This window comes from Gemmata algarum, assembly GCF_034097035.1.
GTDB classification, from domain to species: domain Bacteria; phylum Planctomycetota; class Planctomycetia; order Gemmatales; family Gemmataceae; genus Gemmata; species Gemmata algarum.
This window is the reverse complement of sequence record NZ_JAXBLV010000199.1, coordinates 39,644-53,688: the sequence shown is the minus strand read 5'-3', so window position 1 is coordinate 53,688 and position 14,045 is coordinate 39,644. Positions and strand designations below refer to the sequence as shown.

Below are 14,045 nucleotides of genomic sequence, written 5' to 3'. Positions count from 1 at the left end.
GTATGGTTCGGGTTGGCTCGAATCGCCCCGGGTTGCACCCGCTTGTGCCCGCGGGCCGTTCGACCAGTCACGGTCGAACCGCTTGCGTCGGCAGTTTCGCACGGCCAACAAACTCGAAGCTACCGAAACCACGGCGCGAAGCGGGCGGAGGCGCGTGCGAGCGGCCCGGGCTCCGAATCACCGGTGCGACGAGCCGTCACATCGCTCGCGTTACGGCAGGATCAAGCGCTGCTTGGGACGCGGCATCGGGCACGTGTCCGCCCCATCGGCGATCGACCACGCACCAGACCACAGCAAAAAATACTCGGTGCTGTCGTCGCTCCGCGAGCCGAGCTCGTGGACCACGTACCGGCCCCGACCGCCGCGGCTGCGGAACAGGGTGGGCTGGTTGAACGGGAACGACGCCGGGTACGGCGACTCGGCGGGCAAGAGGTGGTGCGGGTGCGGGCGCCCCGGCGGGCCGAGCAGTCGCGCCCGCACCTCCGGGTCCGTGGCCGGCAGCGCAACCCACTCCAGGTCGCTGACCACGAACCGGCGGTTCGCCGGCGCGGCCGCGAGTTCCGCCATCACCCGCTCCTGGCCGGTGACCGGCACGTCCGGCCCCTGACCGATCGAGATGGCCGTGTACACGTGCATGAACCGGAGCCCGGGCTTCAGGTGCATGATGATGTACAGCACGTGCGGCGAGTCGAACCACGCCACCACCTCCCCGTCCCGGGCGCCTTGCGCGCGCAGGTACTCGGCGACCTCGGCGATCTCGACCCACCCGACCACCGCCTCGTGCGGCGGGTGCAGCCGGAGCCAGTCCCAGAGGGCGTACCGCTCCGCGTCGCTCAGGTTCGTGCGCCAGCACACGGGCCACTGCTTCAGCCGCTCGGTGTTGAACGCGACGTGCCGCGGCAGGTACCGCTCGTGAACCTTCTCCGGAACGGAACTCAGCCACGCCTGCGCCTGCGGGCTGCCCCCGGCCGCCCCCCACACGACGGCCACCAGTGCGAACCACACGAGCAGCGCGAACGTGAACGCCCACCGGTGCGACGCCCACACGCCGAGCATCAGGAGCGTCTCGGGCACGTGCGCGTACTGGAACCCGCGCTGGAGGAAGAACGCCTGCACCAGCCAAACCAGGTACAGCGCGCCGAGCGCCCCGCGCACGAACCGCGCGTCCGCGCCCGCCTGCTTGTCCCAGAGGTGCCGCGGCAGCCAGTACCCGAGCGGGCCGGCGCGCCCCGGCACCGCCCCCGCGGCCCGCCGGCTCGCCCAGGGCGCCATGTCGATCACGGAAAGCAGCGCCAGCGGCACCGTGACGAACGGCCCGAGGCTCCACCCCGGGAACCAGTCGAGCTGCTGGTCGCTCCGCTGGGCGAGCTCCTGCCGCACGAGCCGCAGGTAGTCCGGGTTCCACTCGGTGAACACCTCGAGGAACGGCCCCCACGCCCCGGACGCGACCAGCCACAACACGCCCGCCGCCCCGACGACGAGCCCGCCGACGAGGTTCCCCAACAGGTCGAAGGCGGCGGCGCGCCACGGCCGCGGGTGCCGGCCCGCGAGCCGCCGGGCGGTGAGCAGCCAGACGGTGGCGGCCATGAGCACGATGTGCGGTTTCACCCACAGCGCCGCGCCCCACAGCGCGCCCTCCAGGGCGGCGGGAGCGAACCCGCTCCCCGCGGGCACGTGCGGCGCTTGAAGCCCGGCACCCAGAACCGCGGAGGCGCTCCCCACGTGCGGGTTTGAGGGCAGGGGTTCCGGCCCACCGATCCCCCGCCGCACCCGGAGCAGCACGGCGGCCAGCCCCGGGAGCGCCATCCAGGTGTCCCGCTGGGCGTGCGACATCTCCATCGTGAACGGGTACAGCGCCGCCGCCCCGGCCACGGCCCACCACCGCGCCGCGGGCGGCGCCCCGCCGAGCTTCGCCAGCCGGTCGATCAGCGCGACCACCCCGGTCACGATCAGCAGGTCGGCGGCCCGCACCACCACCACGCTCTCGCCGAACGCCCACTGGATCAGCGTGAGCGCCCAAACGAACCCCGGGAGGTTGGTGTCGAAGATGTCCTTGTAGTGTGTGCCGCCCTCGATGAGGTTGCGGGCGGCCATCTGGTAGAGCGTGAGGTCGCACCACGGGGGCATGCGCAGGAACAGCGGCACGCCGACGGCCAGAGCGACCGCGGCGAGCGCCCGGGCCGCCCACACCGACCGCCACGGGCAACAGAGTTCAACACGCATGTGGCGTAATCGGGTGAAACGGGACGGCGCGTCCGGTCAAGATACGAGTTACCCAACCGCACGCCACCACCTGGAAAGACGGGTGAGCCGATCCGCGACTCGTGCGGCACGACCGCACTTGACCGTTCCGGATCGGCACCCGCCGTGCCGATAAACTTCGCCCGTCAGTGAACGTTCGCGCGACACGTCATCAGTATTCCTCCCGGTGCTTGAACCGCTTCCGCAACTGGGCCTCTGTTCGCGCGCCGCCCGGCGAGGCGCCGAGCGCCCCCAGGCCCGCCAGGTGCGGGCTGGCGAGCAACTGTTTGAGCCCGGTGTCGGTGAGCCGGGGGTTGTACTTCACGTGCAGCGCCACCAGCCCGGACGCGCCCTTCCAGTTGGCCAGCAGTTCGGCCGCGCGGTCGTCGATGCGGTTGCGGATCAGCCACAGGAGCGGCGGGCACCACCGCCCGCACCCGCGCACCAGCTCGCGCACCCCCTGCACGCCCAGGCCGTTGTCGTCGAGGTCCAGGTACCAGACGGTGCGCACCCGCGGGCACCGGACCAGGGCGCGCACGTCCGCGGTCCGGAGCCGCGCGCCGTGACAGTTCAGCAACCGCAGGGCGGCGGCGGGGGCCGCTTCGAGCCGCCCGGCGTCGAGCCCCGAGAGCGGGTTGAAATCGAGCCCCAGATACGCCACCCCGCGGAGGTGCGGCGAGCACAGCAGCTCCGTGGCGCCGGGGCCGTGGACGCGGTTGTGCGCCAGATCGAGGTCGCGGAGGCCCGCCAGGGCCGGCGCCCGCGCGAGCAACTCGGCCGACTCGTCGTCGAGGTTGCAGTGCGTGAGCCGGAGCGAGTTGAGGGCGGACAGGTCGGCGGCGAGGAGCGCGCGGACGTGATCGGGACGCCAGTCGTACCCGCCGCGGAGCCGGAGCCGGCGCAGCCCGCCGAGCCGCCCCGCCGCCAGGAGCCCCTCGAGCGCGTCGGCACGCACCTCGGTTTCCGACAGATCGAGCTCGCGAAGGCCGGTCCAGTGCGGGGCGTCGGCGAGCGCGGCGATGGTCGCCGGCGCGTCCGTGTAGCGGACCGTGAGCCGGCGCACGGACCCGGCCGCCGGCAGGTGCCCGAACGCACGCAGCCCGTCCGCACAGCCGCCGCGCAGGTCCAGCCCGGTGACCCAACCCGTCAGCCCGACCTCGGCGAGCCGCTCCACCGTTTTGGCCGAGAACCCGTGGTGCGCCACGAGCGTGACGGGCGGCACCTCCCGGAGCCGCCGCGCGGCGTTTTTAATGTTCGTCGGCTCGTCGAGTGCCAACCGGTGCGGGAACCCGCGCGCGAACCCGTTCAGCCGCGTCGCGTCGTCGTCCCGATCGGCCCACCGCACCCGGGCCGACCCGCCCGCCGGCGGCTCCCACGCGCCGCGGTGGCGGTTCAGCAACTCGTTGGCGCGCGTTTCGAGCGTCACGAGCCGGTGAACGCCGGCGTCGATGCGGGACCAGTCGGTGGTGAGCAGCCCGTGATGATAACGGTCGCGGAGGAACTCGTACATCGCGTGGCTGCCGCCGTACTCGTCCGCGGCGGCGGCCAGCTCGCACTGCGCCCGAATGAACTCGGCCTGGGCGGCGTCGCCGTGTTCGTCGAGCCAGTCGGCGTACGCGAGCCGTGGGGTGTCCTCGTCCGGGTGCACGCGGATGGCGGCCAGCAACGCGTCGCGGTCGGACAGCATTGGACGCCCCCGAAGAAATGAGACCGTTGCACTGTAGCAGAGTGGACCGAAGGTAGGAAGCAGGGACCAGAAGACCGAGCGGACGAAGGCCCTCACCGCTTCGAGCCCTCGCGCTTGGGTGACCTTTGGTTCCGCTCTTTGCCCCGGCCTGCGGTTCTTAGCGGAGCCACTTGTCGGCGAACTGCACGTACACGTTCCAGTCGTCGGGCGTCATGGCGTGCTTGCCGGCGCGGATGAAGTAGCCCAGCCGCTCGTCGCTCAACTTGCCCTGCTCGGGCACCTTCGCTGCAACGGGTCGGTCGTCGCCGTACAGCTTGTAGGCCGGGGCCGCGGCGGCCAGCATGTCGAACTGACCCGGCGGGTTGGCCCACTGGTCGTCTTCGGCGTTCGTGAGCAGCACCGGGCGCGGGGCGCAGATCGCGATCAGGCTGTGCTGGTCGAACGGCAGCTTCGTGGTGTCGTCGCCGAACGCGCTGAAGTGCCCGCAGAACCAGTGCGGGAACACGGTCGTGATGCGCTTCACCGGCTCGGCCTTCGGGTTCTTGCTCCGGCTCGGCCCGGCGCCGCCGCACCCCGACTGGTGCGGGATCACCACCGCAATGCGGTCGTCGAACGCGCCGGCCAGCAGCGCCGTTTTGCCCAGGCGCGAGTGCCCCACCACCGCCAGCCGCTTCGGGTCGATGGCCTTGTCCGTAACGAGGAAGTCCACCGCTCGGTGGCAGCCCCAGGCCCACCACATGACCGTCGCGGTCCCGGCGCCGGGCGCCCGGCCCTCAGCGGACGAGAGCGTCGCGCGCATCCCCTCGCGCACGTTCGGGCGGTCCGGCTGAACGTCGCCGCAGTAGAACGTCGCGACCGCGTACCCCTTCTCCACGACCTGTCGGAGCGGCCACGTGTCGGCCTGCTTCCCGCGGCCCGCCGCGGTCGCCTTGTTCGTGCCCTTCTCGACGCCAGGGTAGTTCGCGGGCACCCACGCCGTTGGGACGCGCACCTGCTCGTGGTCCGTGAGCAGGTGGTTGCCGCCGAAGTTCGGCCCCACGAAGCACGCCGCCGGTGTTTTGTCGTTCGGCGTCGCGATGAGGAGGTAAATCTTCGGCCACTCCGGCGGCCCGAACGTCAACTCCACCTCGCGGAGCGTCCCCTTACCGTCGAGCGCCTTCGCGTCCTCGAACAGCACCTTCGCGGTCACCTGCTTGGGCTTTTCCGGGAACCGGCCGTACATGTAGTGCTCGAACAGCGCCTTCAGTTCGGGGCGGCGCTTCTCCTCCCACTCCTTTCGGGTGGTGACCTTGGTCCCGTCGCGCGCGGTCAGCACGTCCGGAAGCTCCGCCGCCGAGGGAAGTTTGTCCGGCGGCGGGAAATCGGCTGGGATGGCAAGCGCGCTCATGAGGAGAAGGCCGAGGCTCGCGAGGGAGAGTCGCATGTGAACCGCTCCAGAAACGGCGACGGGGGCCGAAGCCCCCGAAGGTACACCAAACGCGGCGGGAGTGTGAGGCGAATTCCGGTCCGGGCTCAGTTGAGCGCGGACACGGCGGCTAACGCGAGCGGCTCCAGCCCGAGGAACTCGAGGGGCAGGCTGAACGACTCGTTCGTCTCGATCCGGATCGTCTTACCGTCGTCGCGGGTGACCGTGAGGTTCGGGAACAGGTGGCGGCTCAGCTCGTGGGCGTTCGGGACCATTCCCACGTCGATCGGGTCGAAGTCCGACTCGTTGTTCTCGCGGAACCGGTTGCGCAGCTCGAGCGTGCTGAGGAACATCGGTCCGACGCAACACAGGTTCTGGGTGGTGGACTTCGGGTTGCAGAACTGGAGCCCGCACCCGTCCTGCGGCATCTTCGCCAGCCGCTTCGCGGTCCCGGCGTCCGGCGTCCAACGCTCCAAATCCCCTTTCGCGCGGAGAACGAACCCCTGTACGGTTTGCGGGTGCCCGCCCACCACCAGCCACTCGCCCACGATGGCGTAGGTCGGCGTGACCACCCCGAACCCGCGGGCGTAGAACTCGCGGACCTCCACGCCCTTGAACACCTTCTTGCGCACCTTGATCGGGCTGTTCGCAATGCCCTCGAGCGCGCGCTGGATGTTGTCCGTCGCGGCCTTGATCTTGGCGGGCTCCTTGCACGAAACACAGACCACCTGACCGAACAGCGACAGCCCCTCCGTCGGGCTCTGGAACAGCACCAGCTTGTCCCCGAGGTACGGGAGGACGTCGTCCCTCACGCGGACGCCCAGGAACTTGTCGGCCTCGCTCGCGAGGTACTCCTTCCGCGCCGGGACGAGACCTTTCTTGTCGTCCTCCACCCCGAACGCGCCGCCGGCCTTGAGGAACTCGATCAGGCTCAGGCTCGCGTCATAGGTGGCGGCCGGATCGAGCCGGAGCGCGGAGAACCGGCTCACGTCCGGCGGCATCGGGGGCAGGTCGTTCAGGCCCAGCGGCTCGTTCTTGAGCGCCCGGGCGAACCCCTTGCGCTCGCCCGGCGTGTCGAGCTCGTAGACCGAGCGCGACTCCTTGCCGTCGAACCCGGACGAGAACACCACCGCTTTGAGTGACCCGAGCCCGACGCCGTTGAGCCGGTCATTCAACCCGGGCACGAACGGCCCCGCGAAACTCTTGGCCAGCCCGACCACCCGGCCCGTGTCCACGAACCCGCGCGCGACGCTCTCGAACTCGCCCAGCTTCGCCGCGCGCTGGTACAGCGGGCTGCCGGCGAGCCCGCCCTTCGCGGCGTTGGCGGTGAACTCGTCCATGACCGCTTCGGGCGACCGCGTGCCGGCGTAGAACACGAAGTGCGCCCCCTCACCCCACCACGCGGCGAACAGGGGGAACGGCGGGGCGCCTTCCTTCGGGAGCACGAACCGGTAACCATTGCGCCCCTTCGCGGCGAACGCTTCGACCTTGTTCTCGCCGAGGCGCATCAGGAGCCGGACGGCGCCGTTTAGGGCGCCGGCCTTGTCCGCGCCCCCCGGCACGATGATGAGCAGGTGTGCGTCCGGCACCAGCGATTCGGCTTTGGGCATCTTCCCGCCGAGCAGCCCGGTCACGGCGCTCCCGACGCCCTTGAGGCTGGGCGCCGGCTCGCGCACCTCGGCGGCGACGATCACGCCCCGGTCGGCGAGCAGGTCGGGCAGCTTGTCGGCGGCCTTGAGGTCGGCGAGGTTGGCCTTCAGCTCGCCCGGCTCGCGCCCCGAGAGGAGCGGGTCGGCGACGAGGGGGGAGCCGAAGAGCCGCGGCGCCTTCGCGAGCAGCGCGCGGACGTTGTCGCCGGTCGGCCCGGCCATGACCGGCCCCCAGACCGATTTCTTGTACGCCTCGTTGTGCGCGGAGACGCCGTCCCACCGCACGTACAGTTGTGTGGTGGGGGCGAGCAAGGTCTCGGGCGCGTCGGAACCGCGCGCGGGCGCGGCGAGCGCGAACGTGACGACGGCAAGAGCGAACGGGCGGGTCATGAATGCTCCTGGCGAGCGGGGGGCGTGAGCCCCCCGAGCAAACGTTCGGGTGATGTGAGTTAACGGCGATCGAATTCTGGAACTGCAACCCGCACTCGGCACCCGAGCAAACGTTCGGGTGGTGTGAGTTAACGGCGACTGGGGGCACGCCGGCGCGCCCGCCCGGGGCTATTTCGCGACCGGTGGCGGGACTTCTTCGACCAGCGGGAGCGGCGCGCTTCCCGGGGGGACGGCGGGCGGCGTCGGGGCGCCCTTCGGGGCCTTCTTCTTGCGGTCGATCAGCGGGAGCTTCTCGAACGTGTCGTCCAGCACGCCGCGGCTGTCCACCTCCAGCCAGTCGTCGAGCAGTGTGGCGTACACGCTGCGGAAGTCGGTATGGTACTTGACATCCCCGTCGGTGAGGTCCGAGAGGCTCGGGTGCTTGCCCACCAGCCCGCCGACCACCTGCGAGCCGGCGACGAACATGCACGACCCGCTCCCGTGGTCGGTGCCGCGCGAGCCGTTCTCCTTCACCCGCCGGCCGAACTCGGAGTACGTCATCACCGCCACGCGCTCCGAGTGCTCGGGCGTCAGGGCGTTGAAGAAGCTGCCCAGCGCGCCCGACAGCTCGCCGAGCAGTTTGGCGTGCGCCTCGGCCTGCCCGGAGTGCGTGTCGAACCCGCCGAGCTGCACGTAATAGAGCCGCGTGCCGAGCCCCTTCTGGATCATGCGGCCGATGAGCCCGAGCTTGCCGCTCAGGGTGTTGAGGGAGTCCGGGTCGGTGGTCACGAACCGGCCGTCCACGAACTCGCGGGTCTGCCCGCGCCCGCTGCTCCCGGCCTCGCGCAGCGCGTCCTCGATCTTCTGGAGGCTGGTGTACGTTTGGAGCTGGCGCTTCCGCACGAACGCGGCGAGGTCGGCGCCGCCGCCCGCGTCGCCGTTCAGGCTCTCGATGAGCGACTTGCGGCTCGACCGGTTGCCGGTCAGTTGCAGCTTGAAGCTGGCGCGGTCGGCGAGGCTGATGACCCCGCCGTCGGCGCCCTGCATCGCGACCGGCAGCCGGTCGTCGCCGAGGTACATGCCCGGCACGCCCGCGTCCTTCACCCGCATCCCCGGGATGGCGCGGGCGAGCCACCCGCTGGTGCCGGCCCGCTTCGGGTCGGCGAGCTGCCAGATGTCCATCGACTCGAAGTGCGAGCGGTCCGGGTTCGGGTACCCCACCCCCTGAACGACCGCGAGCCGCTTCTCGTCGTACAGCCGCTTCAGCTCGCCCAGTCGCGGGTGCAGCCCGTGGTAATCGTCGAGCTTGAGCACGTCCTTCTTGGCGAACGCGAGCGTCGGGCGGGCCTTCTGGTACAGGTCGTCGCCGTAAGGGGCGACGGTGTTGAGCCCGTCGTTGCCCCCGGTCAGCTCGACCACGACCAGGACCGTGTCCTTCTTCTTCTCGTCCTTCTCCGCGGCGAGTGCGGTGGTGGCGAGGAACTCCGGCACCACCCCGCCGACGGCCAACAGGCTCGACGTACCGAGGGTGGTCTTCAGGAAGTCGCGTCTCGTGGGCATCGAAGACTCCGGAAAAGAAGGGAACGTACCGGAGAGGGCACAGAGAACGGCACACGAGCGAGAACGATTCCGATCTCGCCGTAATTCTCTCTATGCCCTCTCGTGCTCTCTGCGGTGAAAAAAAATGCTCTAACTCAGTTGGTATTCCGGCAGACACATCATCGCGTGATACGCCTCGCGGACGCGGGCCTTGAAGTCGGCAGAATCGAGCTTCACGTCCTTCGGGTCGAGCGGCTGGGGCGGCTCTTTTTTCGCGTCCTTTTTTTCCTCCTTCGGGGCGTCTTTCGAGGCTCCCGCTGTTGGAGACGACGCGGCGATCTTGGCCCCCTTACCTTTCGCAGCCGGTCCCTTCGGGTCGGCCGGCGCCGGGGCCGCCGGGCCGGGCGTCAGCAGGAACGTTTCGATCTTCTTGGCCTGCGCCGGCGTAACGGCCTCACCGTACAGCAGTTCGCCCATCCGTTTCACAACCGCCGCCACGTCCTTTGGCTTGGTAGCGTAAACGGCGGCGCACACGTCGAACTTCGCGTCCGGCGGCGGGGGCGGGGGTTCCTCCGCCTTCGGGCCATCAGACTTGGCCGGCTCGCCGACGGTCGTGAACACTTCGTCCCGGCTACCCGGCCGCGGGTTCTGGTTCCAGCGGCCCGTCGCCACTTTCTCCGCGAAGTTGTTCCGCGACAGAAGGGTGGCGCTGTTGAGCCAGTCGGTGCCGGTGCGCCAGCCCTTCACGTTCGGCGGTGAGAACAGCGCTTGCCCCATCTTCGCGAGCGGCTCGAGCAGGTCCGCGAGTGGCACGCGGGTGGCAACCGCGGTGCGCACCGCGCCGAGGGCACACTCGACCGGCCACTTCACCCGCTTTCGGTACGCGTGTGCGCTGAAGAACAGCCGCGACCCGAGGACCGTTCGGACGAGGGCCGCGATGTCGTAGTCGGACTTCCGGAACTGGTCCGCGAGCGGGGCCAGCAGTCCCTTGGGCGGCGCCTCCTCGCTCACGAGGAACGTGTACAGCTTCGACACCAGGAACTTCGGGCACGCGGCGTGGTCGCAGCAGAGCCGGACCACGTCCTCGCCGGTCCACCGGCCCGTTTTCCCGAAGACGGTCTTCGTGCCGTCGTCGTGCAACTCGCGGTTGAACTCGAACTGTTTCACCTCGGCGTCGTGGTGCCAGCCGGTGAGCGCGCGGGCCGCCTCCTGGATGTCCTTCTCCGTGTAGTTGTTGTTCCCCACGCCCAGCGAGAACAGTTCCATCACCTCGCGGGCGTAGTTCTCGTTGGGCGCCCCTTTCACGTTGCGGTTCGAGTCCAGCCACACCAGCATCGCGGGGTCTTTGCTCATGTCGAGCAGGAACGGCCGGAACTTCCCGAGCGCGTGTTTGCGGATGGTGACGTTCTGTTCGTACATCAGGCTCGTGCTGCGGACCTTGGCGTAGCTGGTGGCGAAGTGGTTGTGCCAGAATAGCGCCAGCTTCTCGCGCAGCGGGTGCCCGCCCTCGGTCATGGCGTACAGCCACCACACGCGCAGGTTCGCCGGCTCGGTGTAGAACTTCCCGCTCTCGGTGAGCAACTCGAGCCGGTCGGCCTGGTCCGGTTCGCCGGTCAGGATCCGGTCGAGCGTCTTGGTCGGCCCCTGGGCGAGCGCCTGATCGATCTCGGCGGGCGTGGCCCCGAAGCCGGCGCGCCGGTACAGGTGCGCGACCCACTTGCGGTTCCACTCGCCCGCGGCCGGTTGCCACGGCCGCCACGCGTCGGCGGGATCAACGTTGCTCAGATCGGCTGGAAGGGACTCGGCCACGGGCGCGTTCCTCGTGAAGCACCGGCGGGATGCCGGGAGGAGGTTCGGACTGGCGACCGCATTATTGCCATGAAAGGCCGGAGTTCCAAGCCTCAAGTTCCGGGTTCCCGGACCGGAGGCGAGTAACCCCAAACGCGGTCAGAATTTGCAGCTCTTGAATTACGGCTTCTTCGCTTTCGCTTCGGCTTCTTTGATGTATTTCTCGGGGTTCTCTTTGAACTCGTCACGGCACCCCGAACAGCACACGTAGTAGTCTTTCCCTTTGTACGTAACTTTCATTGTACCGAGGCCGCCGCTGACGATGCACTCCGGCCCCTTGGCGACGCTGGCGAACGGCTCGCCCTCTTTGGTCGCGCCCACTTGGTACTTCTTCGTGAACGCGACCGTCGTCCCCGCGGGCCGGCTCTCGAGCCGGTACAGGTGCCGGTTGCTGTGGAGCAGGCTGAACACGAGTCGCTGCTCCTCGGACGCCGGGGCGTTCGTGCGCGTCAGCGTGAGAACTTTTCCCTTGTCGGTCCACGTGCCGGTGAAGGTGGCGGTCGATTTGTCCGCGGTCGTGAGTGTGAGGGTGAACTTCGGTTCGGAAGCGTCCTTCTCAGGTGTGTAACGCAGTTCCCCTTTTGCAAAATGCTTACCCTTGTCGAATGTCACCGCCAGCCACGCGTCCTGGTCCTTAAATTTCCATTCCCATGTAACCTTTTCTTCCCAGGCGCCGGCGGCGCGCTCCTCTTTCGTTCCTTCGGGTGCCCCACTCCCTTTCCATCCGCCCACGAGCACGTTGAACGGTTGCAACGCTGCCTTCGGGGCCACATTGTCCCCAGGAGCCGTGTAACGCACAAAAGGTGTGTCGCAGTCGCGCGCAGTGTGATCAGAAATCGCACACGCGACCAAAAGAGCAGCAGCGGTCATGGCCGGTTCCTCGCGAGGTAGCGGAGCCCCGGGGTGGTTCTCCAAAAAGACGACGCGACAGGCCAGCCCTTTCAACAGGATCAATTAGTAGAGGCGAAACGAAGAAAGCCCGCGCAAACGCGCGGGCATTCGCTTCTCGGTGGAGAAGTTGGAGTTGAAGTGCGTGAGCACTGCGTGTATCACACGCGCGGCTTGCGGTACTTGCTGAGCTTACCGGCCGGCGGAACCGATGCGGCTACAGGAACTTCGGGCTTCGGAACAGCGACCGCATGAGGAGCGTTTTCGACGGGGGCGCCGCCGGACACAATCATCGCGGTGTCGCCACCCGTGTTAACCATCGTGTTGTGCGTGCCATTGTTGACCGCTTGGCCGACCGTAGCCAGTACGTCCGACGATTGCTCAATTTTGTCGTGAATCTCTTGGCGGTCCACTCGCACGTGCGACGGGGCCTCGATTCCGATCTTGACGCGGCCGGGGCCGACGCTAACTACGGTAAGCTTGATGTCGCCAGCGATGATGATGGATTCGCCGGGGCGCCGGGTGAGAACAAGCATCAGATGTCCCTCCTGGATGGTGCCGGCAGACAGGGCAGGTTGAATTGCCCTCGCCAGCGGTCCTCGTACTAATTCTACGACACAACTTGTCGCATCTTGCAGGCCGAGCTCATTTTTTTCTCAAGCTCGGCCCCACTGTTACCGACACGTTACGGTCCGCTCGACCCTCGCGCCATGTCGGTTGTCGGCCGCATAAACTTGAGCAATTTAGGCGCCGATATCAAGTAAGACGAAAAAACAGAGCAAACGTTTGCAACAGGAAAAAGAAAATTGCTCCCGGGCACCTCAACAACAGGTGCGATTTCACTGGAGCCAGATTTGAGAGAAAAAGTTAACCGAACGCGACAGGTGCTGTCAAGGCTAACGGCCGGCAAGCTGAGGGCTTTTGGAAGCTTGGGAAGTTTGATGCTCATTTCGGTGCTGACTGGAAACGTCCGGGGAGTGGGCGGCGGGCGTTTCAACACCCACCGCCCACTCCCCCCATACAAGACAAGCCACTGTTACACGAGGGCGGGAACGCGCGGCCGCCCGGCTACCACTTTCCAGGGTGGCAGCCAATCGTGCTCGTCGAACAGATCAGCGAGTTCCGCGAGTGACGGAACCACCGTTTCCGGACGGTAGGCGTACCGGGGCAGGTCTTCGGCTTTCGTGCCGCCGCTGAGCACAAGCACCGTGTGGAAGCCGAGTTGCACCCCGCCGAGGATGTCCGTCTCCATCGTGTCGCCGATCATCGTCGTCTGATCGGTGGTGAGCCCGAGTTCCTTGCGCGCCGCCCGCATCATGACCGGGCTCGGCTTCCCAACACTAAACGCTTTCACGCCGGTGGCGGTTTCGAGCAGCGCGACGAACGCCCCGCACCCGGGCCGCGTGCCGTTTTGCGTGGGACAGTTCGGGTCCATGTTGGTGGCGATCAGTTTCGCCCCGCCGAGGATCATCCGCACCGCGGACTCGACCAGTTCCAGGTTGAACGTGCGACCTTCACCAACAACCACGTAGTCAGGGTCGTGATCGACGACCGCGTACCCGTGCTGGTGCAACGCGGTGAGCAGCCCGCCCTCTCCGATCACGTAAGCGGTGCCGCCCGGCTTCTGTTGGGCGAGGAAGCGTGCCGTCGCCATCGCGCTAGTGAAGACGTGCTCCTCTTCCACGTCGAGCCCCAGGCGGACGAGACGCGCGACAACGTCGCGCCGGGTGCGCTGGCTGTTGTTGGTCAAGAACCGAAAGGGGATGTCCCGTTCGCGCAACTCGCGCACGAAGCGGTCTGCGCCGGGGATGAGATCCGTTCCGCGGTAAAGGACGCCATCCATATCAATCAAGAAGCCGAATTTCGGTGTGCTGTGCGGCACCATTCATTCCTCAGTGGTGAAAAATCAGGCCAAACGGGTTTCGTACCCGTGGCGAGTTCCGGAGAACGGGAGGAGGAGAAGCCGTCGAGAGGTGACGGTGAGGAGGAGGATGGAAGGGATTAATGCATCCGGCGTGCCACACCCGCTGATTAGCCCGCAACGGTATATAAAACTATAAATGGAAACGGTTTGCGCATGATGTGTAATCGAGATGAAGACTCGTCAGGTGCGTAAAGAGCGGGCACTTCGACCGCCTTCTCCCCTGTGCGAAAGGATCAACCGGAACGTTGGCAACGTGTCTTGTCTCGCGTTCGCACGCTCGGCTCATCCAGAGCGTGACCGGAAATGGGCCGCCATTTGGCCACTTTACCTACGCCGTCCGACCGGTCTTGCGGATGTCTGAACTTGTAACATTTTCCGCTTTCCTGTGTGGCGCGACCGCGGCCCCCGCGCTAAATTGCTTGCGTGGTTTCACTCAAGCTCGCAGCGCCCGCCTGAGCGAATGGCCATAAGAGTCGTCCGGAAATCGCAAAAATA

General features: G+C 67.7%; 9 protein-coding genes. All 9 read right to left on the bottom strand.

The window, feature by feature from the left end:
- Positions 1-210: 210 nt before the first annotated feature.
- The 9 genes from R5W23_RS21575 to R5W23_RS21535 all read right to left on the bottom strand — a co-directional run bounded on the left by R5W23_RS21575 (position 211) and on the right by R5W23_RS21535 (position 13,511).
- Positions 211-2,223, bottom strand: a complete 2,013-nt coding sequence (locus tag R5W23_RS21575; protein ID WP_320688070.1) for a hypothetical protein — start codon at positions 2,221-2,223, stop codon at positions 211-213.
- Between the two features lie 190 nt (positions 2,224-2,413).
- Entirely contained in the window at positions 2,414-3,928 is a 1,515-nt protein-coding gene (locus R5W23_RS21570) for a TIGR02996 domain-containing protein (protein WP_320688069.1), read from the bottom strand.
- A 157-nt stretch (positions 3,929-4,085) separates the two neighbouring features.
- Positions 4,086-5,351 carry an alpha/beta hydrolase family protein gene (locus R5W23_RS21565; RefSeq protein WP_320688068.1) on the bottom strand — a complete coding sequence of 422 codons (1,266 nt, stop codon included), beginning with the start codon at positions 5,349-5,351 and terminating at the stop codon, positions 4,086-4,088.
- Between the two features lie 89 nt (positions 5,352-5,440).
- Positions 5,441-7,372, bottom strand: a complete 1,932-nt coding sequence (locus R5W23_RS21560; protein WP_320688067.1) for a hypothetical protein — start codon at positions 7,370-7,372, stop codon at positions 5,441-5,443.
- A 168-nt stretch (positions 7,373-7,540) separates the two neighbouring features.
- Complete coding sequence (locus R5W23_RS21555) at positions 7,541-8,911, bottom strand: DUF1501 domain-containing protein (protein ID WP_320688066.1); 1,371 nt, start codon at positions 8,909-8,911, stop codon at positions 7,541-7,543.
- A gap of 129 nt (positions 8,912-9,040) precedes the next feature.
- Complete coding sequence (locus R5W23_RS21550; RefSeq protein WP_320688065.1) at positions 9,041-10,699, bottom strand: DUF1800 domain-containing protein; 1,659 nt, start codon at positions 10,697-10,699, stop codon at positions 9,041-9,043.
- Between the two features lie 159 nt (positions 10,700-10,858).
- Positions 10,859-11,491 (bottom strand): YHS domain-containing protein, encoded by a 633-nt coding sequence (locus tag R5W23_RS21545; protein WP_320688064.1) that lies wholly within the window; start codon positions 11,489-11,491, stop codon positions 10,859-10,861.
- Positions 11,492-11,787: 296 nt separating this feature from the next.
- Positions 11,788-12,162 carry a carbon storage regulator gene (locus R5W23_RS21540; protein WP_261187225.1) on the bottom strand — a complete coding sequence of 125 codons (375 nt, stop codon included), beginning with the start codon at positions 12,160-12,162 and terminating at the stop codon, positions 11,788-11,790.
- A gap of 500 nt (positions 12,163-12,662) precedes the next feature.
- On the bottom strand, positions 12,663-13,511 hold the full coding sequence (locus R5W23_RS21535; RefSeq protein WP_407936154.1) for an HAD-IIA family hydrolase: 849 nt from the start codon (positions 13,509-13,511) through the stop codon (positions 12,663-12,665).
- Between the last annotated feature and the right edge of the window lie 534 nt (positions 13,512-14,045).

Excerpts from the sequence above, each read along its gene's own strand:
- R5W23_RS21575 (WP_320688070.1), bottom strand. The coding sequence starts at position 2,223 with ATGCGTGTTGAACTCTGTTGCCCGTGGCGGTCGGTGTGGGCGGCCCGG.
- R5W23_RS21570 (WP_320688069.1), bottom strand. The coding sequence starts at position 3,928 with ATGCTGTCCGACCGCGACGCGTTGCTGGCCGCCATCCGCGTGCACCCG.
- R5W23_RS21565 (WP_320688068.1), bottom strand. The coding sequence starts at position 5,351 with ATGCGACTCTCCCTCGCGAGCCTCGGCCTTCTCCTCATGAGCGCGCTT.
- R5W23_RS21560 (WP_320688067.1), bottom strand. The coding sequence starts at position 7,372 with ATGACCCGCCCGTTCGCTCTTGCCGTCGTCACGTTCGCGCTCGCCGCG.
- R5W23_RS21555 (WP_320688066.1), bottom strand. The coding sequence starts at position 8,911 with ATGCCCACGAGACGCGACTTCCTGAAGACCACCCTCGGTACGTCGAGC.
- R5W23_RS21540 (WP_261187225.1), bottom strand. The coding sequence starts at position 12,162 with ATGCTTGTTCTCACCCGGCGCCCCGGCGAATCCATCATCATCGCTGGC.
- R5W23_RS21535 (WP_407936154.1), bottom strand. The coding sequence starts at position 13,511 with ATGGTGCCGCACAGCACACCGAAATTCGGCTTCTTGATTGATATGGAT.